The 22362-nt window shown below is 71.4% G+C and carries 9 protein-coding genes and 1 pseudogene; all 10 read left to right on the top strand.

Translation table 11 applies throughout. The features are described 5' to 3' along the window. Positions 1–1083: pseudogene (locus tag AC1D12_RS04180) on the top strand (hypothetical protein); the annotation flags it as partial. A 10-nt stretch (positions 1084–1093) separates the two neighbouring features. Continuing rightward, positions 1094–1474 carry a GPW/gp25 family protein gene (locus AC1D12_RS04175; RefSeq protein WP_047512721.1) on the top strand — a complete coding sequence of 127 codons (381 nt, stop codon included), beginning with the start codon at positions 1094–1096 and terminating at the stop codon, positions 1472–1474. A gap of 31 nt (positions 1475–1505) precedes the next feature. Beyond that, a complete protein-coding gene (locus AC1D12_RS04170) occupies positions 1506–3770 on the top strand; it encodes a putative baseplate assembly protein (protein ID WP_477827537.1) in 2265 nt (754 codons plus the stop codon). Then, the gene (locus AC1D12_RS04165) at positions 3770–6382 is read left to right on the top strand and encodes a phage tail protein (protein ID WP_465113534.1); all 2613 of its coding nucleotides are present in this window, start codon (positions 3770–3772) and stop codon (positions 6380–6382) included. The genes AC1D12_RS04170 and AC1D12_RS04165 overlap by 1 nt, the downstream gene beginning before the upstream one ends. Positions 6383–6412: 30 nt before the next feature. Further along, entirely contained in the window at positions 6413–7327 is a 915-nt protein-coding gene (locus AC1D12_RS04160) for a hypothetical protein (protein WP_465113533.1), read from the top strand. A gap of 23 nt (positions 7328–7350) precedes the next feature. Beyond that, entirely contained in the window at positions 7351–9465 is a 2115-nt protein-coding gene (locus AC1D12_RS04155; protein ID WP_477839004.1) for a hypothetical protein, read from the top strand. A gap of 37 nt (positions 9466–9502) precedes the next feature. Then, positions 9503–14479 carry a hypothetical protein gene (locus AC1D12_RS04150; protein ID WP_477839006.1) on the top strand — a complete coding sequence of 1659 codons (4977 nt, stop codon included), beginning with the start codon at positions 9503–9505 and terminating at the stop codon, positions 14477–14479. Further along, entirely contained in the window at positions 14476–15924 is a 1449-nt protein-coding gene (locus AC1D12_RS04145) for a hypothetical protein (protein ID WP_477839002.1), read from the top strand. The genes AC1D12_RS04150 and AC1D12_RS04145 overlap by 4 nt, the downstream gene beginning before the upstream one ends. Continuing rightward, the gene (locus tag AC1D12_RS04140) at positions 15921–17837 is read left to right on the top strand and encodes an ATP-binding protein (protein ID WP_477826293.1); all 1917 of its coding nucleotides are present in this window, start codon (positions 15921–15923) and stop codon (positions 17835–17837) included. The genes AC1D12_RS04145 and AC1D12_RS04140 overlap by 4 nt, the downstream gene beginning before the upstream one ends. Before the next feature lie 4 nt (positions 17838–17841). After that, the coding region (locus AC1D12_RS04135; protein WP_477839000.1) for a hypothetical protein at positions 17842–22362 on the top strand (4521 nt) is incomplete at its 3' end.

Genomic DNA, 22362 nt, shown 5'->3' with positions numbered 1-22362 from the left:
CTGCGCAGCGACGACAGCCTGCTCGACGAGGACGTGACGGCGATGTACGTGGCGCCGCCCGACGTCTGCAGCGATGCGGGCAAGACGCTCTTCTACGGCATCGTGCCGACCGTCAGCAGCGAGCTGTCCGAGGTCGACGCGGTGTTCGAGTCGGCGCCCGGCGTGGACTTCGGCCCGCAGTCGCAGGCGTTTCGGGCCCAGCTGGTGCTGGCCCTGGGCGGCGATGCGATGGCGCTGCCATTCGCCGGCCAGGCGCTGAGCAAGGACTGGTTCGCGCAAAGCCAGGCTCAGGGTGCCGATGGCACGCTGGTTCGCTTCGTGCTGATGCTGCACCAGCTGGGCAGCCAGTTCAACCTGTTCGACGGCGGCAGCGAAGTCACGCAGCTGAAGCAGGTGCTGCACGGCATCGCGCTGCCGCTGGTGCGCYGCGACAACCAGCCGCAACGCTACGTGCAGGCGGACGACTTCCTCGCCCGTGCCAACACCATCATCCTGCAGGGCGAGAGCGTGCCGGGCGGGGCCGAGATGCCATCGACCTGGCCGGCCTTGCCATCCGACCAGGCAGCGCGCCTGCGCAGCGCGCTGCATGCGGCGATGACGGCGCGCTTCGCGACGATGAAGGGCAAGCAGGGGCGCTTCGACGACGCGGGCGCGCGCTACGTGCTGCGCAGCTTCGTGCGGCTGAAGGCCGAAGGACCGTGTCCCGGCCGCATCGTCTGGAGCGAGGCCAGCGAGCCCTTCACCATCGCGCCCTGGTACGAGGGGGCCGGCGCGCCGCCGGTGCAGATTCCCTTGCCGGATCCGAGCGACAAGAACCTGCTGAAGAGCCTGAAGCCCAACGTCGCCTTCGTGGTGCCGCCCTCGATGCAGAACCTGCTGAACGGCTCCACCTCGGACATCCTCGACGGCAAGGGGTCGACGCAAGGCCTCGGGCTGACGTGGATCTGCGGCTTCAACATCCCGATCATCACGATCTGCGCCTTCCTGGTCCTGAACATCTTCCTGACGCTGTTCAACCTGGTGTTCGGCTGGCTCTTCTTCATGAAGATCTGCCTGCCCTTCCCCAAGATCCCGCCCAAGTAGGAGCGATGCGATGCAGCCGCTGATCGGATGGCCCCTGCTTCCCCTGCCCGACGCACACGGTGCGCTGGCGTGGCCCGAGCTCGCCACCAGCGTGCGAGATGCCATCCGCATCATCCTGAGCACGCGTCCCGGCGAGCAGCTGATGCGCGCCGAGTTCGGCGGCGGCCTGGACCGCATGCTGCATTCGCCGAACAGCGTGGCCACGCGCCGCGAGATGCGCGACCTGGTGGAGAACTCGCTGCAGCGCTGGGAGCCCCGCATCCTGCTCGACGGCGTCGAGGTGTGGGAGGTCGAGGACCAGCCTGGCCAGGTGCGCGTGGAGATCGCCTATCGCCTTGCGCGGACCGGCGCGGCCTCGGCGATGAACGTCACGGTCGACCTGGAAACCTGAACCTTGGCTGCTTCGACGATGGATCACTGACATGCCCATCCTGCCCCCCTCACTCGACGATCGCCGCTTCGACGACCTCGTCGACGACCTGGTCGCCCGCATCCCCGCCCACACGCCGGAGTGGACCCATCCGCGCCTGGGCGATCCCGGCCGCACGCTGATCGAGCTCTTCGCCTGGCTCGGCGACGCGCTGCTGTACCGCGCCAACCTGGTTCCGGAACGCCAGCGCCTGGTGTTCCTGAAGCTGCTCGGCATGGGCCTGCAGCCAGCGCGTCCGGCGCGCGGCATCGTGTCGCTGTCGTTCGCGCAGGACGCCGAGCGCAACGCGCAGCGGCTTGCGCCGCAGGGGCGCCTGAAGGCGGCGATGCCCTTCGAGACGCTGTCGGAGATCACCGTGCTGCCCATCAGCGCCGAGGCCTACATCAAGCGCCCGCTGTCCAGCAGCGAGACTGCCCGGCGCAGCGACATGCTGCAGGGCCTGGCGCAGATCCACCGCATCAGCGGTGCGGTCAAGGCCTATGAGACCACGCCGGTGTTCGCCGGCGGCCGCGCACAGCCGGCCGGGGTCGACGTGTTCGGCACGAGCGCCGACCGCGCCTTGTGGATCGCCTTGCTGGCCCCGCGCGCCGACACGGCGGCCAACCAGCCGGCCACCAACGACGCGGTGAAGTCGGCCCTGGGCGGGCAGGACACCGGCCTGCCCGAACTGCTCTCGATGGGCATCGTGCCCGCGTTGTCCATGCCCACGCTGGACGACAGCAGCAGCAAGCCGGTCCCGGTGCCGGTGTTGTGGGAGATCACCACGCGCGGCCGCAACGACTTCGAGACCGACTACCTGACCCTGGGCATCGAAGGCGACGACACCAGCAAGGGCTTGGCCCGTGCGGGCACGCTGCGCCTGCGCTTGCCCGACGAGAGCCAGATCTGGGCGCCATCGAACGACGTCGGCATCAATGCACGCGCCGGTGTCGGCGATGCGCCGCCGCGCCTGGACGACCCCGACCGCGCGGCCCGCCTGCTCGCATGGATCCGCCTGCGCCCGAAGCCCGGCGAACCGGTGCAGCACCTGCCGCTGGCCTGGGTCGGCATCAACGCGGTCGAGATCGACCAGCGCGCCAGCATGGCCGGCCGCGTGCTCGGCAGTTCCAGCGGCGGTGGCGACCAGGTGTTCCAGTTGCCGCAGGGCTCGGTGGACGCGGACACGCTGCGCATCCAGGTCGAGGAGCCCGGCCGCGGCTACCAGGACTGGACACGCGTCGATGACCTTGCGGCCATCTCCACCGATCCGAACGTGGCGCGCGAGGCTGCCGCCTTCCAGCTGGACGCCGAGGCAGGCACGCTGCGCTTCGGCGACGGCGTGCGCGGCCGCGCGCCCGAAGCGCAGATGCGCGTGCGCCTGGCCTTCGGCCGCTTCGGTGGTGGACGCGCGGGCAACCTGCCCGCCGGATCGCTGACCGAACTGCAGGCCCTGCGCATCGACGGCCAGAACGCGCCGCCGATCAAGGTGCAGCAGCCCTTGCCGCTGAGCGGTGGCGAGGACGCCGAAACCTTGCAGGTGGCCGAGCGCCGAATCCCCGCACGCCTGCGCCACGGCGACCGTGCCGTCACCGAGGAGGACTATCGGCGCCTCGCGATGGACGCCCCGGCGGTCGACGTGGGTCGTGTCGAGGTGATGCCCAGGTTCAAGCCACGCGAACGCCGCTTCGGCGTGCCCGGTGTGGTCAGCGTGCTGGCCCTTCCCTCGGTGCCGCTCGGGCCGGCCCCCAACCCGCGCCCCGACCGGCCTTTCATCGAGCGCCTGCACGCCCACCTGTCGGCACGCACGCCGCTGGCCACCGAGCTGTACGTGATCGGCTGCGACTACGTCCCGCTCGGACTCTCGGTGGCGGTGACGCTGCGCGACGGGTATGCACGCGACAAGGTGCTGCTCGACGTGCGCGAGGCGCTGCGCCGGCTGCTGTGGCCGCTCGCGCCGGGCGGAATCGGCCGCACGGGCTGGCAGCTCGGCCGGGCGGTGCGCAGCCGCGAACTCGAGGTTGAGGTGTCACGCGTCGGTGGCGTCGATGAACTGCGCGGCCTCAACCTCTTCCGCCGCAACGGCAACGACTGGCAGCGCCTGCCGTCGATCGCCGCCGACGGTGCGCAGATCCTGGACCTGCAGCCCTGGCAACTGCCCGAACTGCTGTCGGTGATCGCGGTCGACGGCCCCAACGCGCCGACCGACCTGCGCGCCCTGCCGAATCCCTTCGCCGACGCGAGCGCCATCGCCGTGCCGGCAGTGCCGGAGCTGTGCTGATGGACAGCAACGGCCTGCGCTTCTGGTTGCTCGCGGATGCCACGCATTTCCCGTCGCTGCAGCACGCGACCTGGGACCGCGGCTGCAAGCTGCTGCACCTGGCGTCCGAACGCACGCTCAAGCCCGCGCTGCCGGCCGCCCAGGCGCAGGCGGCCGCGGAGACCGCGCTGGACCGCGTGCCGCGCGCGATCGACTCGCTCGGCTGCGTGGCCCGCTGGGAGAACGGCGCGGTGCGCGTGCACAGCGTGCTGCCCGGCGACCTTCAGTTGCTGACGCTGCCCGCCGGCGACCCGACCGACCTGTGCACGTCGACGGAAGGCGTGCTGTGCATCGCCCACGGCGGCGGCATCGTGATGCACGACCTGCGCGCGCGCTGGCCCGACACGACGGTCTCGCTCGCGGGCTTTGTTCCCTGGCGCCTGGCCGCCGCGCCGGACGGCGCGGTGTGGGCGCTGGAGCGCAACACCGGCCGCCTCGCGCGGCTGCGCGGCCGGCCGCTGCGCAGTCCTTCGCTGCAACCGGACGACTACGACGCCCGCGTCTTCCGCCCGAGCCCCGAGAACGGCTGCGCACCACGCCTCGAACTGGCCGGTGCGCCGGCCTGGCCTGCCACCGAGCGGGTGCTCGCGCTGGCCTGCGACGGCGAAGGCACGCCGCTGCTGCTGAGCTGGCAGGGCGATGACGGCACGGCCTGCATCCGCCGCTGGGCGGTGGATGGCCGGGTGCTCGGCGCACCCTCGATCGCGAGCGGCGCCAACTTCGCCTATTCGCTGGCCAGCCTGTCGCCCGGGCGCATCGCGCTGCGCGTGCCGGGGCGCAGCGACGCACCGGCCTTCGACCTGGCGGCGACGGCGACGGACGGCCTGATGGCGGCGCTCGGCGACGTGTACCCGCTGGCCGACGATGCGATCGAGGCGTCATTCGCCAACGGGCCGGGCGAGCTTCCCCACTACCCGATCGCCGGTGGCGGGACCGAACCGCTGCGCGCCTTGTCGCTCAACCAGCTCGCACGGCGCGGCGAGGCGGCCAACCATGCCGACTCGCCCGATGGACTGGTCGCGCATGCAATCGACAGCCGCGACCCGCGCACCGTGTGGCACCGGCTGGTGGCCGAGGCCGCCATCCCCGACCACTGCGGCTTCGTCGTGTGGCTGGCGGCGACCAACGACATGCAGCCGCCGCAGCCCGACGACCGCGTGGCCTGGCAGCCGCATGGTTTCGGCCGCGACATCGTGACCCTCGATGAATCGATGCAGTCGACACACGCCCCGCGCGCCGCCTGGGAGCGCGTGCCCAGCGAACTGCCGCACCACCCGGGCCTGCTCGGCGGCGAGCCCGAGCCGGGCCTGCGCGGCCTGTTCTCCGTGCTGATCCAGGACAGCCGCCAACGGGTGCGCTCGCTGGTCGGCCGCTACCTGTGGGTGCGCATCGTCCTGCACGGCGACGGCCGCAGCGGTCCCGCCATCGCGGCACTGCGTGCCTGGGGCAGCCGGCTCTCGTACGTGGACCGCTACCTGCCGCGCCTCTACCGCGAGAGCCTGTTCGGCGATGCGGCCCGTGTGCCCGGCATGCGCACGGGCCAGATCGAAAGCACCTTCGTTGCGGCCCTCGATGCCGGCGGCACGCCCGGCGGCGCCTTGCGCACGCGGCTCGCCCAGCTGGCGGTACCGCTCGGCGACGCAGCCAGGTTGACCGTCGAACGCAGCGGCCAGGCCTGGCTGCTGCGCGACGGTGGCGCCGCCTGGCGGCTGGCGCTGGAGGCCGACGCGGTCGCGGTCTACCAGCCTCAGGCCACGCCGTCGGACTTCAATGCGCGGCTGGTCGCCAACTTCGAAGGCGTGCTGACGCAGCTCGAGGACCGCGTCGCCGCGGCCCACCTGCTCAGTGATCCCGATGCCACGAGAGAGGAGCAGCTCGAATGGCTCGGCAGCTGGATCGGCGTGGCGTTCGACGGTGCGCTGCCCGCCTCGGCGCGGCGCGCCTGGCTGCGCGCTGCGCCCGACCTCGCGCGATGGCACGGCACGCGCAACGGATTGCGCCTCGCGCTCGACGTGGCCACCGGCGGCTCGGTGCGCTCGGGCGCAATCGTCGTGGTCGAGGACTTCCGCCTGCGCCGCATCCTCGCGACCCTGCTCGGTGTCGACCTGTCCGACGAGAACGACCCGCTGTTGCCCGGCCTCAGCCAGAACGGGAACTCCGTCGTCGGCGACACCTTGTTCGTCGGCGACCAGGAGCGCGTGGAACTGCTGGCGCTGTTCGACGCCTCGGTCGGCAACAACGCCGAGGATGCGGCGGTCCTCGGCTTCTACGAGCGCCTGGCCAACCGCGCGACCGTGCTGGTGCACCGGGAGGTCGAGGCACAGGACCTGGCGCTGATCCGCCGCATCGCGCAGCTCGAATCGCCGGCGCACGTCGAGGTGCGCGTGGCCGTCGCGAGCTGGCCGCTGCTGGTCGGCGTGTCCAGCCTGGTCGGCGTCGACACCTTCCTCGGCCCGCCGCGGCTGCCGCAACCGGCGCGCGTGCAGCGCTCCGCCCTCGGCAACGGCGACCTCGTCATCGGCCAGCCGGTGCTGGACTCGCGGCTGGCGGGCACCGCGCTGCCCGCCCCCTGACATCCCTCCGCTTCTTCAAGGTCATCCACCATGAGCCTCCTCACCGAAGACGCCGATCCGCTGTTCAAGCAGCCTCGCGCCGAACGCCCTGCCTTCGCCACCGGCCTGCTGCTGGATGCGCAGGACTTCACCGACGAGCAGACCTATCACCGCGGCCGGCTGGCGCGCGCCCTGGCATTCCTCGCCGGCGGCGGCACGCTCGCCGGGCTGCGCGTCGAGTACGTGCCGCCGGCCACCGGGCAGGTGGAGGAGATCCGCGTGCAGCCCGGACTCGCGGTCGATCGCCTGGGACGCCTGGTCGAGCTGCTGCGGCCGGCCTGCATCCGGCTCGACGTCTGGTTCACCGCGATGCGCGCCGCCCAGGGCGGCGCCCAGCTCACCGGCGCCGCGTACGGCAACCTGGCCCGCTTCATCTCGCCGCGTTTCGGCACGCCGGCGCCGACGCTGCCCGCCAACGGCGTGGTGGCCGATGTCTACCTGCGCTTCGGTGCATGCCCGGTGGGGCTGTCGTCGAGCTTCGCCACCGGTCCCTTCGATGCGTTGAATGCGGTGTCGACTTCGCGGCTGCGCGATGCATACGAACTTCAACTGGTGCCGCGCGCCGCGCTCGACGACAGCTACAGCGGCCTGCCGCTTCCGCCGGCTGCCGCGGTGCTGGGCAACCCCGCCGGCAGCGCGACCGACCGCCGCAACGCGTTGCAGGACGCCGTGCTCTCGGCCTACGGCGGCACCGGCCACGTCGGCGGAAACGGCGACTTCGGGCGTTCGGCCGAACAACCGACCGGCGTCGACCCGAGCGCGGTCTTCCTGGCGCGCGTGCTGATCCCGGTGACGGTGGCGGCCGGCTCCCCGCCGGTGCGCAGCGCGACCGCCCCGCTGGTCGACAACTTCGGACGCCGCTTTCTGCCGCCGGCCGCGCTGTTTGCGCAATGGGCCGGGGCCTGACCCGCATCGATGGAGCTACTGTCATGGCGATCAACTTCACTCAAGGCTCGGCGCGCAAGCTCGTCGCACAGGCCGAGGCGTCCGAGCTCCGCTCGCGCGGCGTGCTGGTGCAGGACCCGCGGCGCGAACGGCCACGCTACTTCGACGGCCGCTTCCTCGCTGCGCGCGACCTGATTCGCGACCAGCAGTACTTCCTGACACGCGAGGCCGACCTCGGTCGCGCCGCCGGCAGCGGTGTGGCCGGTGGCCTCTACGTGGACCCGGGCAGCACGCAGCAGTCGCTGAAGATCAGCGCCGGACAGGGCATCACGCCGGCCGGCGAACTGGTGCTGCTGCCTGCCGAGGTCAACCTGAACCTGGCCGACATCCCGCAGGCCGAGCAGCTGTCGGTGAGCTTCGGCCTGTCGCGCGTGCCCGCGCCCCCGCTGCGCAGCCGCACCGGGCTGTATATCCTCGCGCTGCGCCCGGTGGAGTTCACCGGCAACCCGATCGGCGCCTACCCCACCTCGCTGACCGGTGCGCGCACGGTGGAGGACGGTGACGTGCTGGAGGCCGCCGCCATCGTGCTGATCCCCTACCAGGACGACGGTGCGGCCGACGACCTTCTGGCGCGCCGCGGCCGTGCGGCGCGCACCATCTTCACGCTGCAGCAGCGCGACACGCTGTCGGTCAACGTGCTGCCGCTGGCCATGCTCGCCCTGCAGTCGAACAGCCTGGTGTGGATCGACGAGGCGATGGTGCGTCGCGAACTCGGCGCCTCGCGTGGCGACCTGCCCGGCCTGGGCTTCGCGCCGCGCGCCCTGCGGCTGGCGCACCTGATGCAGTACCAGATGCACCTCGCGGACGTGGTGGCACTGATGAACAAGCGCAGCTTCCCGGCGGCCTCGCAGTTCCCGGCACTGCCGCCGGCAGGTCCGCTGCCCCCGGGGACGATCGACGTGCGCGACTTCACGCAACGCTATTTCCCGGCCGAGGTCGACGTCGACTTCTCGATCATTCCCGACGACGAACTGCCGGCGCTGGTCGAGGAGTCGCTGGCCTTGCCGCCGATCGATTTCCTCGCCAGCGAGGCGGCGCTCGACCTCACCGCCGTGCTCGTGCTGGCGCCGGTGCCGCGCAGCGACTTCCGCAGCGTGCTCGCCAAGCTGCAGACGCGCAACCGCGTGTTGAAGCCCTCCGCGCCCAACCAGGTCGCGCAACGCAAGCCGCTGGAGATCCTGCAGCGGCTGCGACTGCCGCTGCCCGTGCCCACGGTCGATCCGTCCAACCCCGCCGATGCCGAGTGGGCACGACTGGCGCAGCTGCCGACGCTGTGGTTCGTGCGCCGGCGCAACCTCGCCTACCGCGACGACCTCGTCGGCGCGCCGATCGCGATGGCCGGGATCAACGAGGTGGCCGTCGAGGGCGTGGTTCGCGAACGCATCATGACGCTGGGCCTGGCGCCTTCGCTGGACGGCCTGCTGCAGAAGTCCAGCAGCAAGGCGGCGGCCTCGGTGTTCTCGCTGCTCGCCTCGCCACGCGTCGCGGCCTCGCCCGCGCTCACGGCAGCCACGCTCGGTGCCTTGTCGGCGCAGACCGGCAGCGGTGCGGACGCGGGCCTGGACCACGCGAAGGTGCTCAGCGTGAGTGCGGAGATCAACGGCGGCGCGCTCGGCGAAGGCTTGCTCCGGCTGGAGAAGAACGCCGAAGGTGGCGTCACCAAGATGGCCCTCTCGACGCTGGCCGGCAGCGACGCCTGGCGCAAGCTCGACAGCAATGCGCTGAGCGCGTCGGGCGCGCAGTTGTCGCAGCTGACGGCCCGGCTGACCCGCACGCCGGGCAGCAAGGGCGAGGCCGAAGGCGGCACGCCGCCGGTACCGGTCCCTGCGCCGGAGCCGGCGCCTGTCCCGAGACCTGCACCCGCTCCCGTGCCAAAGCCTGCTCCGGCCCCGGTGCCCGCGCCGGTTCCCGTCCCCGCACCGGTGCCGCGGCCTTCGCCGACGCCGCCGAGTCCACGGCCCGGTCCGTCGCCAGGACCCGTCCCGCGCCGCGAATCTGCCCTTCCCGCGAAGAAGGCGGCCACGAAGAAGGCCCCGGCCGGGAAAGTGGCCGCCAAGAAAGTGGCCGCCAGGAAGACCACCGGGAAGCCGAGCCGCTGAACCGAGTGCCTGACATTCCAGGAGAACCGCCGTGAACATGACCCCTGTGCGCGACCCGGTGTCCGGCGAACGCGTGATCGCCCTGTCGCCGGCCAACGCCACCGAAGCGGCCGCCGCGTGGCTGCGCCGGCCGAACATCTTCCCGGGCCGCGCGCTGACGCAGGGTGCGCTCCAGCAATCTCAGGAATGGGCCGCAGGCCACCTCGCCAAGCGCGGCCAGGACTGGGTCGCCGGCATCGTCGATGGGCTCGAGCTGTCGGTGCAGCAGGTCGCGGTGGATCCGGCCGAGCCATCTGCGGTGCGCCAGCAATTCCTCGCGACCTCGCTGCAGGTCTCGCCCGGCCGCGGCCTGGCCACCAGCGGCGAAGACGTGGTGCTGACGCGCACGCTGCAATGTTCGCTCGCCGACGTGCCCGTGGTCGCGCCCGCGGCCTTCTTCGCCAACGGCGGCGGCGTCGGGAACGGCACGCCGGGGCAGCCACCGACGCTGCTGCCGCGCGAGGTCGGTGTTCCCCTGGGTGCGTTGAGCACCGTCTCGCTGGCCACGCTGCCGCCGGTCGGCGTGCTGGTGATGCAGCCGGTGCGCGTGGAAACCGCGCCGCTCGACCCGATGGACCCTTGCGAGCACAACGCCTGCGACGAAGGCACGGTCAACAACGCCGACAGCTTCATCGACTGGCGCAGTGCCGATGCCGTGCGCCTGCTCTGGTTCGTGTGGCCCGGCGAATGGCGGCCCTTGCCGGGCGTGCCGCCGGCGCAGTGGCGCAACGCGCTGGCCTGGACGGTGTTCGAGGCCGAGCGCCAGCTGGCCGTCGACGGCACCCTGCCCTGGGAAGACTGGGGCGTACCGATCGCGATGGTGAACCTCGACAACCAGCACCGTCCGCTGTGGCTCGACCGGGCCAGCGTGGTGCGCGAGGGTGGCCGTGCGCGCGACTCGCGCATGTACTCGCCGGGGCCGACCTTCAGCGGCGCACTCGCCTGCAACAGCCGCCTGCCTTCGTTGTGGCAGGCGCAGATCGAACAGCTGGCAGAGCAGATCGCCGCGACCGGCGAACCTTCGCCTGCGGCCAACCAGCTGGCCGACGCCTTCACCACGCGCCTGCCGCCGGTGGGCCTGCTGCCGAAGAACACCTTCGAGGCATCGACGCGGCGCAGCGGCTTCTTCCCGCCGGGTTTCGACATCGATGCGGTGCCCGTTCCCGTCGAACAGCTCGACCTCGCGGTGCGCGGCAGTGCTTCGCTGGCGCCGCTCAATCCCTCGGCGAGCGAGAGCGTGCGCATGCTGGTCCCGGTGCCGCTGCAATCGTGGGAACCGCGGCTGTTGCGCACCGAGGTGATCGACCCGCTGTTCAAGCAGACGCTCGACGAAAACCTGCTGCGCCGCGCACGCACCCTCGGCCTGCGCCAGGGCCTGCGCAACCGCGCCGCCATGCTGCAGCACGCGCTGAACGGCAGCTCGCCGGCCGTGCCGCTGATCCGAGACGATCCGCTGGCCCTCGAGACCGAGAGCCTGTCGCCATGGGGGGAGCCGCCGCCGGGCGGGGGCCATCGCAGCACCCTGGCCGAGGGGCAGCACCAGCACTTCTTCGATGGCGCCAACCCGACCTTCCTGGTGCCGTCGGGCTGGTCGCTGTTCGTCTGGGTCTGCCTCGATCCCGACAACCCGCCCACCGAAGTGATGTTCCAGTGGCATTCGGGCGGGAACTGGGAACACCGTGCCTACTGGGGCGCGGACCAGATCAAGTGGGGCACCGCCAACACGGCCTCGCGCATGCGCATGGGCGACCTGCCGCCATCCGGACAGTGGGTGATGTTGAAGGTGCCGGCCAGCAGCGTCGGCCTGAACGGTGCGCAGCTCGACGGCATGGCCTTCACGCTGTTCGGCGGCCGCGCCGCCTACGGACTCACCGGTGCCCGCATGGGCGATCAGCAGTGGACGAAATGGTTCTGCAACTTCCTGCCGACTGGCGCGCGCGTGCAGGGCGACGAGGTGTGGGACCTGCTGGCGCCCAACGACCTTTGGGCGCCGTTCGAGCCGCACGACGGCGTGGTGCCCAGCCTGCCGCAACTGGTGGGCAGCACGGACGGCGACATCTTCGGCGAATCGACGTCGCAGACGCGGGCCGTGCCCGTCAGCGGCTTCAACCTCACCTACCCGACGGCGGCTGGCTRGCGCGGCCACACCATCGGGAATTTCGCCAACGTGACGATCAGCACGGACGGCAGCGACCGCCTGACCAACTGGATCTACCTCGACGAGCTGGCGCCGCCGCGTGCGCTGCTGGCCCTGGTGGTCACCCGGCGCAGCACGACGGCGCCCGAAGAGACGCGCACCGTGTTCTGGGGCGAGAACCACCTGGAGCAGCTCGCGGCCGCATCCTCCGCCTTCCAGTCGGTACTGACGGCCGAGCGTGCGGGCCCGCTGCCACAGTCCGGCACCTGGGTGCAGTTGAACCTGATGGCGCTGCGGATCGCGGAGATCGCCACGCAGCAGCTGGTGCGCGTGCGCTTCCTGGCCTTCGGCGGAACCGTTTCCTTCAGCGAGATGTCCCGCTATCCCACGGTGGCGTCCACCACGCCGCAGCGCCTGTGGCCGGTCAGCATTGCTTCGGGCGGCGGATCCACCACGCCGCCCTACTCGACGCTGCTGAACGGCACGCTGGTGCCGCAGAACAACCTCGGTGTGCTGACGCCGACGCCTTCCTCGCGCATCGGCACCGTGCGCATCTACACCGAGCTGGTGAGCGACCCGCTGATCAAGAAGCTGTCGGGCCACGAGCAATCCCAGTTGCTGTTGCGCGGCGTCTCCGGCTTCGCCGACTACCTGCGCGCGCGCATCGACCGCGCCGACGACATCACCGACTTCGGTTTCGCGCACATGCAGGTCGACATCTACCGGATGCGCCAGCTGACCATGAGCACGACCGATGCGTCGCGGCTCGCGGTGTCGCCAATGCTCGCGAGCATCGCCAAGTCCGACAGCGCGCTGGTGGTGCAGAACCAGATCCGCGACTACCTCACGACCGTCAAGACCTCGCCCGTGCGCGGACTGACGGCCGCGGCGGCGCCGTCGCCGTCGGTGCCGACCGCGTTGGCGGCCGCCAGCAGCCTGGCGATCAACAGCCTGGTGCCGGCCGCGCAATTGGCGATCTCGACCGGTGCCGCAGAGGTGGGCGCCGTCTCGCTGGCCAGGGTGGTCAGTCCCAGGGTCTCGACCTCCGGCCGCGTGCTGCTGCAGCCCCGCGCACCGCTGCCCGTCGTCTACTCGACGCCCATCATCGGTGCTTCCGAGGTGCGCACCACCGCCATCGCCGACCGGCTGCGCAGCCCGCCCTCGCCCGAGGCGCGCGACTATGCGCTGCTGAACCGCTATAACACCGTCAAGTCGCTGCTCGCGCTGCTGGACCAGTTCATGAAGGAGGACAGCGGCGAGATGCCGGCACTGCTGGATGGATTCAGCATCCCGGGACTGACCAACGATCCGTTCGTGCTCGGCAGCAACACGCCCGGCAGGCGCCTGCTGATGGAGTTCCGCACCACGCCGTCGCTGCTGGAGTTGCTGAGGCAGGCACCGCCGCCCGTCAATCCGAATTCGGTCGACGAGGCCACGATGTTCACGCAGACCGTGTCGCTGTCGGACCTCACCATCTCCATCCTGCGCCAGCTCGAAGCGCGCCTGGTCGTCTACCGCGACGCCCTGACGCGCGCCCAGACCGCGCTCGACCAGCTGCAGTCCGAGAACGACGCGAGCCAGGCGCGCCTGTCCGAAGTGGCCGACGAACTGGCCGAGGCGCGCCATGACGTCAGCGTGGCGCGCGCCCTGATGACCGAGGAACAGGAACGCATCGCCGCCGTCAACGCGCGGCGCGCCAAGGTGCTGAGCGAGGAGGTGAAGTTCGTCGCCTACATCCGCCCGCGCGAGACCGACACGGTGCTCGCCACGCCGACCCACTCGGTGGATCCAGGCCTGCTGGAGGCGCCCGTCCCGGCCTGCCTGCGCGAGCATCCGGACACGCCCGATGAACTGATGGACATGCTGCAGGTGCTGCGCGAGGCGCCCAGCAACTGGTTCGTGCGCGCCCCGAAGATCCTGCAGCAGCTCGACCGGCTGGAGCCCATGGTCAAGCTGATGCAGAGCGCGCAGCTGCGTGCCGTCACGGGCATTGCGGTGCCCAGGCCCGTGCAGCCGGCGGCCAGCGCCACGGTGCTGGCCAAGGGCATCGCACGTGTCGCCACGCGCCAGGTCGAGGCGCTGGCGCCGCGCCTGACCGCCATGCAGGGCTTCAACCTCGCGGCGCTGTCCACCACCACCTGGCAGAGCCTGCGCGTGCAGGCCGAGGCGGTGGTCAGCTTCGGCGACCTGGCCGAGGGCGGGCATGGCCGGCCGGACGTCGCGCGCGCCGCGGCCGTCGAGCTGCAGAACATGCGCAGCATCGTCAGCTGCCTGCATGCCGAGTTCTCCGGCGTGCCGGCCGTGCTGCGGCTGCAATGGGCGGAGCTGCTGTCCGAGTTCGACGACGCGCCCAACCTGCGCAACCTGGCGACGCTGACGGGTTGGGCGAGCATCGGCTACATCGACCGGCGCCAGATGCAGGCGTACGTCGACTGGCTGTTCGCGCAGATCGTCGACAACGTGCCGCAAGCGGTGGCGCTGGTCAACGACATCGTGCGCATGTGCCTGCTGCTGGCCAGCCACGCGCCGGTCGATCGCATCGTCAGCGGCCGCATGGCGCGGCCGGTCACGGGCATCAGCCCGGGTGTCAGCATCCCGCTGTCGGTGCTGGACGCGGCGCCGCTGCGCGTGGGCATGCAGGCCCTGCTGTACCGCAACGATGCGCTGGTCGCGCGCGCGCTGGTCGAGGACCTGGGCGCGGAGATCTCGGCACGGGTGATCCACACCTCGAGCGCGCGGGTCGACCTCGGCGACGACGTGCGCGTGCATTTCGACAGCAGTGCCATGGTCAGCCTGAAGGCGCAGACGGCCGGCCGCACGCTGTTCCGCACGCCATGAGTGAACGCAGGGTCCACCGGCTGCAACTGCGCGCCGCCGACGAGGCGTCGGTGACGCGCATGCTGCCGCGGCTCGAGGATGCGCTGCGCTGCGCCAGCCTGCCCGGCGACGACGCGCGCGTGCTGCTCGTGCGCCGGCTGGCGCTCGGGTGCATCGCGCCCGACATCAGCCCGCAGGCCTTGTCGATGCTGATCGAGCGTCAGGTGGCGCAGGCCGGCACGGCCTGGGCCGAGAACGATCCCGCGGCTGTTCCACCGCCGCAGGCCGAGGTGGTGTGTTTCGCGAGTCCGCTGGACGCGCGCGTGCGCCTGGGGCTGAGGTTGTTGCGCGGTGCGTCCTGCGAGGCGTGGTACTGGCCGCTGGCGGTGCCGGAATTCGAACCGGGGCTGCCTTTCGTGCTGCAGGCGCGCCGCGTGCTTCGGACGCTGGCCGCCTGGCCGCAGGCACGCATCGCGGTGCCGGCCTGGGTCGCCGCCATGGTGCGTGCCGGCGGTGCGGCGACGCTGGCCGCGGCGATGAACGAGCGCGAAGGCACGGGCTTGCTGCAGCAGGCCGCGCTGCCCGTCCTCGAGGATCTCGACGAACGTCCGGCCCCGCAAGACAGGCCCTCCGAGTCCGGACCGCATGGCGTTCAGGTGCCGGATGCGCCTGCGGATCCGCTGCTGTCTCTGCCGCGCTGGCTGCGCAGCGTGCTGCAGGCCTCCGGTGGATTCGATGCCGAGCTCGCCCCGCTGCGATCACACCGTTCACGAAGCGAGTCGGTCGGCGCGACACGCGCTACGGTGCCGGGTGGCGGGCCAGAAGCCCTCGAGGCGACGGCCTCGGTCGACACGGCACGGGCGCAGGAACGCGCAGGCGCATCACCGACGTCCCCGAAGGCCGAGCTGCGGCAGGCCACCGAGGGTCCGCGGAAATCGCCGGAGGCTTCCCCTGTGGTGGCCAGGCCGACGGACTTTCCACCGCTCGCCACGAGCCTGCATCACGTCCTGCTCGAGCAGTCGCCCTATCTCGAGCCCACCGCCTGCGGCGGCCTGCTGTTCCTGCTGCCGGTGCTGGCGCGGCTGGGATTCGCCGGCCAGGACCCGCTGCCTGCGGACCTCGCGCAACACGTGCTGCATCTCGCCTTGCAGCGATTGCCGGTGGACGACGACGACCCGGGCTGGCAGCTCGCGCGGCCCGCACCCGATCTTGAAAGCGGAGCGCGCGCGCTGCACTGGCTCAGGCTGGCCCGCCGCTGGCTCTGGCGTGCCGGCCGCCTCGGCTTGCGCCGCCTGGTGCTGCGTCCCGCGCGCCTCGGCGTGAGCGCGACGCATGCCGACCTGCACTTCACGCTCGACGACGTCGACCTGCGCGTGCGCCGCCTCGGCCTGGACATCGATCCCGGCTGGCTGCCCTGGTACGGCCGCGTCGTCGGTTTTCATTTCGAGGGGCAGGCCCGGCCATGAACGCACCGGAACGCCTGTTGCCACCGATCGCTGGCCTGACGCTGGCCGAACAGGCGTTGGCACAGCTCGCGCCGGACGAGGTCGACGCGATGGCTGCGCCGGAAGCCCATTGGCTGGTGAGCTTGCGGGACCGCGAGACCGCAGCCGGGCCTTCTGCGCTGGATCGCGCGGTCCAGCGGCTGTCGAATGCCCTGGCCCTGCTGCCGGTGGAACGCCATGCCGTGGCCCTCGCGCTCGCCGCCGACACCGACCCGATGGTCTCGCGCGCCCTCGCCTGGCTGCAGGCGCCGCTGCGCGAGATGCATCCGAGTGTCGGGCTGGTCGCGGCGCTGCATCGCGATGCGAACGGCGGCACGACGCAGGCGCTGGCGCAGCTGGTGGACGGTGTGGCGGTGCGCAGCGGGCTCCTGCAGCTGGATGGGGGCAACCGGACGCTCGCGGACGCGCCCTTGCGCGTCCCGTCGCCCATTGTTCTCGCAGCCTGCGGCGCACGTGGACAGTGGCCCGGCGTGACGCTGGAGGATGCGGCCGGTGTGCTGCCCGCGAGCCTGCAGCAGCAGGCCACCCAGTGCGCACGCAGCCTGCCGGCGCAAGGCGTGCTGGTCGTGCGCGCCGGCCACCCGCGCGAAGCCCGCGATGCGGCAGCGGCGGTGGCGCGTGCGCTCGGGAGGCGCACGGCCTTCATCGACGGCACCGACACCCTGCCCGGCCTCGCTGCATGGCTGGCCTTGCACGACGCCCTACCGGTGTTCTGCAGCGAGACCGCGCCGGGCGAACGCCAGCGCGTGCCCGTGCTGCCTGGGTACCGCGGGCCCTCGCTGGTGGCCACCGGCCTCGACGGCGCATGGACCTGCGACGGCGACACGCCGCCGGCCTGGCGCGTGCCGCTGCCGCAGGCCGGGGAACGCGGCGCGCTGTGGCGCGCAGGACGGGTCGACGAGACCCTGTCGGCCCGGCTGGCGGCGCAGCATCGCCACAGCGCCACCCGCATCGCGCAGCTGTGCGACGCGGCCGAACAGGATCGGCTGCGCACCGGCGAGGACCGCCTGCAACCCTCGCACCTGCACCAGGCACTGCGCCAGGCCCGCAGCGAACTCGGCAGCCTGGCCGAAGCCCTGCCCGAAGACGTGCCCGACGATGCCCTCGTGCTGCCGGCCTCGCTGCGCGACGAGCTCGAGCGCGTGCTGCAGCGCTGCCGCCTGCGCGACGGCCTGGCCGACGGCCTCGGCGCCGCCAGCCGCACGCGCTACCGCCCCGGCGTGCGCGTCCTGATGGTGGGCCCTTCGGGAACCGGCAAGACATTGAGCGCCGGCTGGCTGGCGACGCGCCTGTCGCTGCCGCTGTTCCGCGTCGACATCGCCGCAGTGACCAGCAAGTGGATCGGCGAGACCGAGAAGAACCTCGCCGAACTCTTTGCGCGCGCCGAGCACGCCGAAGCCATCCTGCTGTTCGACGAAGCCGATGCGCTCTTCGGCAAGCGCACCGAACTGAAGGATGCCAACGACCGGCATGCCAACCAGCAGACGAACTACCTGCTGCAGCGGATCGAGTCCTGCGACGGCATCGTGCTGCTCACGAGCAACAGCCGCAGCCGCTTCGACAGTGCCTTCACGCGGCGGCTGGACGCGATCGTCGAGTTTCCCGCACCGGGTCCCGAAGAACGCCGTGCCCTGTGGCTGGCTCACCTGGGCGAGGCGCATGAGCTCGCACCGGCCGTGCTGAACCGGCTGGCGGCGGCTTGCGAACTCGCCGGCGGACACATCCGCAACGTGGTGCTGGCGGCCCGTGCGATCAGCGGCGGTGGTCGCGTCGATGCGCGTTCGGTGGCGCTGGCGCTGGCCGACGAATACGGAAAGCTCGGCAAGGCCATGCCGGCGGGGCTGCTGGGGCTGCCGGGCACACCGGCCGGATGAGGCGATGAGCAGGTTGGCGTCGCGCCGCGCGCCAGCGCCCGCTGCGCTGGGGGCACCGCCGCGCAAGCGCGATGGCACCTCGCCCGACGAGGACAGCGAGAGCACTGCCGACCAGGATGCCGACCCGGAACAAGCCGCCGCGGCGCCCTTGCCCCGTTACCTGAAGCCGCGCAACGAGTTGCTCGATGCCAGGCTGGATGCACGGTTGGACGCGAGACTCGACGCGCGCCTTGATGCACGCTTGGACAACCGGCTCGACGGCTCGTTGCTGCAGCCGTTCTCGCCCGGACTTGGCGGCCGGCCGCTGCGTCCCACGCCGGCCGTGGAAGAGCAGCCCGGTGCACCCTCTCCGCAGGCCGGGACGGTCTCCGCGAAGGAGATGATCGCCGAGCTGACGCCCGTCCCGGCCCCGCGGCCCGCCACGCCCGCTGCACCCGTCCCTGCGCCCTCTCCCACTCGCCCGCCACCTCCCGCGCCTGCACCGTCACCGCAAGGCAAGCCAGGGGACAAGAAGGACGACAAGGAAAAGAAGGACGAGAAAAAGGACGACAAGAGAAAGGACGACAAGAAGAAGGATGCCAGGAAAGGCGGCGAGGAAGGTGAAGACAAGGCGAGCGGCAAGGACGAGGAAGGCCAGGACAAGGGCAAGGGCGACAAGAAGAAGGCTGCTGCCGGCGGCGGCCGGGCTGGCGGACTGCCCGATGACGTGGAGGCGCAGCCGGTCGGTGAGGTCGAAACCGATCCCGAGCCGCCCACCGAGGGAACGTCGCTGGACGTGCCGCTCAGCTTCGACCCCGAGGCCCTGGTGCCCGAGTGGGAGGCCGACGCGGAACTGCCGGCCGGCATCCTGCCGCGCCGCGAAGGCAGTGCCACCAAGCCGGCCGAGCAGAAGAAGAAGGACAAGGAGGAAGGCAAGCGTCCGGCCGGTCCCGCCGCGCATCCGGCCGCGCCGGAGAGCGACCCGCAGGCCGTGGACGCGGCGCGCGAGGCCGCGCGCAGCGCCTATGCCGACCTGCACCGCGAGGCACGCCGCGAACAGGAGACGCTGGCCTCCGAAGCCAGCCAGCTGACGGCCTGGATGAGCCACCACTACGGGCTCACCGCCGAGACCATCACCCAGCAGCACGATGCCGGCGTCTCGCAGCTCGACGCCGAGGCCAACCGCGCGTGCGAAGAGGCCGACGCGCGTGCCACCGAAGCGCAGTTCACGCTGCAGGCCAGCTACATCGATGCGGCGAACAGCCTGCAGCGCGCCGCCAACAGCGCCTGGGGCGCGATCAATGCCAACGATGGTGCCGCCTCGGCCATGATCAGTGCCCAGGTGAGCGCCATCGAGACTGCGCACACCACGCAGTTCACCACCGTGACGGGGCGCGCGGCCAAGCAGTTCGAGACCACGACGAAGGCGATCACCGAGTGGGGCGACAAGCGCGCCGAGACCTTCAAGGTCGAGGGCGTGGGCGCCCTGCAAGGTGCGAAGAACGAGCGCATCCTCCCGCGCGTGCCCGGCCTGGTGAAAAAGAAGGTCGATGAGCTGACCAAGCACAACACCGAAGTCGTCAAGGCCTGGAACACCACCAACACGACGACGCTGTGCAATGCCAGCTGCACCTACCGCGGCAGCCTGGACAGCAACCGCAAGAAGACCTTCGACGCCGGCCGCAAGTCGGTGGGCGGCGCCCTCAAGCGCGCGAAGAAGGGGCTCGCCGGTCAGTTCGCCGCCGCGCAGCTGAACCTGCGGCAGATGCGCGCCGCCACGCTGCACCAGCTGCGTTCACAGCAGAAGGCCGCGCGCACCCGGCTCACGACACAGGCACGTGCCGTGCTGAACGGCGCCTTGCGCGGCGCCAAGGGCGCCGTCGGTTCGGTCGAGTCCGCCACCCGCGGCGCCCTGCCCGGCTACTGGCGCAGTGTGCAGGGCTTCGGCCAGAACCTGCGCGCCACCGGCATGAGCGGCGGGGCCGCCGCCGTGCGCCGGCTGTCGCAGACTGCGCCCGCTTCCTTGCGCAAGGGGCTCGCATCCACTGGGGCGTCGGTGCGCGAACGCCATGCCGGCAACCGCGATCGCCTGGAATCCGAGCAGGCACAGCAGAAGGACGAACTGGCGACGAACCGCGCCAAGGAACTCGACACGACCTTGCAGGCCATGGGCCAGGCCGCCACCCACGGCGAGCAGCAGCAGAGCGAGCGGGTGCAGGCCTTCGTGAAGTCGGCGATCCAGTTGCGCGACAGCGTCACCGCTGCGGCCCAGAGCTGCATGGGCAAGCCGGCCGACCTGCTCAAGGCATCGATCGAGAAAAGCCAGGGGCAGGCGCATGCCTCGCTCCTGGCCATGTTCACCGGCATCCAGCCGCCACCGCCGCCTCCTCCGCCTCCCGGCACGGACACCGAAGGCGGCGGCCCGGACTGCACGAGCTGCAACAAGGAGAAAGGCGGTGACAAGGGCAGCGGCGGCGACAGCGGTCCCAAGGGCCTCAATGCGCAGGCCGACAAGGAAGTCGAGCAGCTGCAGGAGGCCGCCAAGGTCGACGTGGTGTTCGAGCCCGCCCTCATCGCCATCGGCGCCAAGGTCGCCAGCAAGCTGACCAAGCACGGCCAGGACGTGAATGCCGCGTTCACGGGCGCCTTCGCCGGCTCCGTGAAGGAGGAAGCGGTGACCGGCGGCCTGCACGGCCTGACCAAGGCCCAGGGCAATGCGTTGAACCTCAAGGACTATCCCGCCGCGGTCACCGTGGTCGGTTCCACGCTGACCGACGAGCTCGCCTTCTACCTGGGCGAGAAAAGCGACGACTACCAATCCGCGATCAAGTACCTGGCAGGCGACGCGGTGGGTGGCGCCAAGCTGGAGGCGAAGGCCTCGCTGGGCGTCTTCAACGACGACGAGGCGCGCATCGAGAGCACGCTGCGCAACCTCTCGCCCACCGAGGCCGCCGAGCTGGCCGCCTCCGATCCGGCGCTGGCGGCCAAGGTGCGCGACGCCCTGGACGGCACCGACCAGAAGGTGTTCGACGCGCTGATGAAGGGCGACACCCAGACGGCGGACGCGCTTCGCATGAAGGACGCGGTCGACGAGGCGCGCCGTGACGGAGATGCCGATGCGGTGCACGCCGCAGAGGCAAAGTACACGGCGATGCGCGAGGGCGACTGGAACAAGCGCGACATGGACGAGCGCGCCGAGCTCGAGGAGTGGACCCCCGAGCGGCGCGAGCAGGAAGAGGACAAGCACCGCGCCGGCGTCGCCAAGGCGCTCGGCAAGATGGTGTCGGACACCGACGTCGCGCACGCCGCCGGCCCGAACGGCGTGGCCGCGATGAGCGACGAGGAACGCGCGGCCGCCTATGTGACGCGCGACATCACGGTCTACGTGGGCGGTGGCGGCGACATGCCGCCCCAGCCGGTGACCATGAGCATGACCGGCGCCAACAAGGACCTGGCCGCCGCCATCCTGCTGCACGGGAACAAGAGCGTCGAGGCGCAGTCCGCGCGCCTGGGCGTGGAGATCGAGCGCAAGGACGATGCGCCGAAGGCGATCAACGTCGACACCGCGGTGTTCGACGACCGCTTCACGCCCGACAACCCGCAGGCCGGCCCCGAGGAGAAGGCCGAGAACGAGAAGCGCCGGGCTGCAGCGCGCCAGAAGAAGGCCCAGGTCCTGCTGCTGGCCGGCCAGAAATACGCCGGCGCCGAAGCGCCACCCAAGGACTTCAAGCCCGACGCGGCCAAGCCGCTGGAGGACCCGCGCGTCGCCGCGGCGCGCGAGAAGCTGGGCACCAAGTTCACCGAGCGCTTTGGCGAGGACACGATCGGCGCCGACCTGGTCAAGGGCCTGATGAAGGACGACCGTCCTTCGGCCAAGACCAATTCGCTGGCCATGCAGCATGCGATGTACTCGCACGCGGGCACCAACGAAGACCTGATGTGGCGCTTCACCGAGCGCATGACGCGTGTCGAGATCGACGCGATGCGCGACCAGTTCAAGGCCGACACCGGCAAGGACCTGGACGGCGAGATGGGCCTGCACGGCAAGGGCCCGTTCTTCTCGGAGCTGTCGGGCGACGACCGGCTGCGCATGGAGCGCGCCATGCTCGGCGTGCCCGTCAACGACAAGGAGAAGCTCGAGGCGGCGGTGTTCGCGATCGAGCAGCAGAAGCGCGAGACCGGCGCGCTCGGCAAGCTGCTCGCCTCGGGCAGCAGCGGCGAGAAGTCGATGGAGACGACGCTGTCGAACCTCTACGAGGCCGCCGGCGTGAAGAAGGAGGACTTCACCCGCGAGGGCCTGCTCAAGGGCGGTGGCCTGTTCGACAAGAACGGCAACTACACGGGCAAGCAGAAGGACAAGTTCGTCTCCGGCACCGACAACGCACTGGGCGCCGCGCAGAACTACCAGGCGGTGATCGATTCGTACGCCGACATCGCGACCACGGGCATCGCGATCATCGGTGCGATCGCCGCGGCCGCGATCACCGTGGCGACCGGCGGGGCGGCCGGTCCGCTGATCGCCGCCGCGGTGGTCGCGGGCCTCGCC

Source organism: Rhizobacter sp. P1_G5, from assembly GCF_056405435.1.
This window is presented reverse-complemented; position numbering and strand designations above follow the sequence as displayed.

Excerpts from the sequence above, each read along its gene's own strand:
- AC1D12_RS04175 (WP_047512721.1), top strand. The coding sequence starts at position 1,094 with ATGCAGCCGCTGATCGGATGGCCCCTGCTTCCCCTGCCCGACGCACAC.
- AC1D12_RS04160 (WP_465113533.1), top strand. The coding sequence starts at position 6,413 with ATGAGCCTCCTCACCGAAGACGCCGATCCGCTGTTCAAGCAGCCTCGC.
- AC1D12_RS04170 (WP_477827537.1), top strand. The coding sequence starts at position 1,506 with ATGCCCATCCTGCCCCCCTCACTCGACGATCGCCGCTTCGACGACCTC.
- AC1D12_RS04165 (WP_465113534.1), top strand. The coding sequence starts at position 3,770 with ATGGACAGCAACGGCCTGCGCTTCTGGTTGCTCGCGGATGCCACGCAT.
- AC1D12_RS04155 (WP_477839004.1), top strand. The coding sequence starts at position 7,351 with ATGGCGATCAACTTCACTCAAGGCTCGGCGCGCAAGCTCGTCGCACAG.
- AC1D12_RS04145 (WP_477839002.1), top strand. The coding sequence starts at position 14,476 with ATGAGTGAACGCAGGGTCCACCGGCTGCAACTGCGCGCCGCCGACGAG.
- AC1D12_RS04140 (WP_477826293.1), top strand. The coding sequence starts at position 15,921 with ATGAACGCACCGGAACGCCTGTTGCCACCGATCGCTGGCCTGACGCTG.